Origin of the sequence: Roseibium aggregatum (genome assembly GCF_014692675.1) — a bacterium.
In the GTDB taxonomy this organism is placed as follows: Bacteria; Pseudomonadota; Alphaproteobacteria; order Rhizobiales; family Stappiaceae; genus Roseibium; species Roseibium aggregatum_C.
In genome coordinates this window covers 1-453 of record NZ_JABFCZ010000100.1, presented here as the reverse complement: position 1 = coordinate 453, position 453 = coordinate 1, and the positions used below count along the sequence as shown (strand labels likewise).

Annotated in this window: 1 protein-coding gene; it reads left to right on the top strand. The window is 59.8% G+C overall.

The window, feature by feature from the left end:
* Positions 1–168 precede the first annotated feature (168 nt).
* The coding region (locus HK439_RS26480; RefSeq protein ID WP_190294470.1) for a DUF4879 domain-containing protein at positions 169–453 on the top strand (285 nt) is incomplete at its 3' end.

The window sequence follows — 453 nt, the reverse complement described above, 5'->3', positions numbered from 1 at the left end:
CTCTAAGTCAAAGCACAAACTGCGCCAAGCGCCTGTGGTTTCAGAGAGGATCGGAAAAAGCGGCGCATCATACCAGCAGCCGAAGGCCAATGGCGTATAGGCTTGGTTTTGTGGGTTCATGGCCTTGAGGCATACTGCGCCGACGTTTAATCCAAGGTCGTTACCAGCATGAAAAAAGCCAACGCCAGCAGTCTAGCTCTGTTCGCCATTCTCGGCCTGTGGCTCGGTGCAGCACCGGCGTGGGGCGCGTCTGCACCGGCGTTGAGCGAGGTGCGGGTGTTCAAGGTGCAGTCGGCCAGTTGCACCGAAACCATCCCTGAACGCGCGGTCAGCACGCAAATGTGCACACACCGTGGGCAAACGCTGGTGTACGTGATGGAAGTCGGGCTGGGCAATAGCTCCCAGGCGTTCTTCGATGGCGCGCCGGTGTCCGGCACCAGCACCGCCATCTGC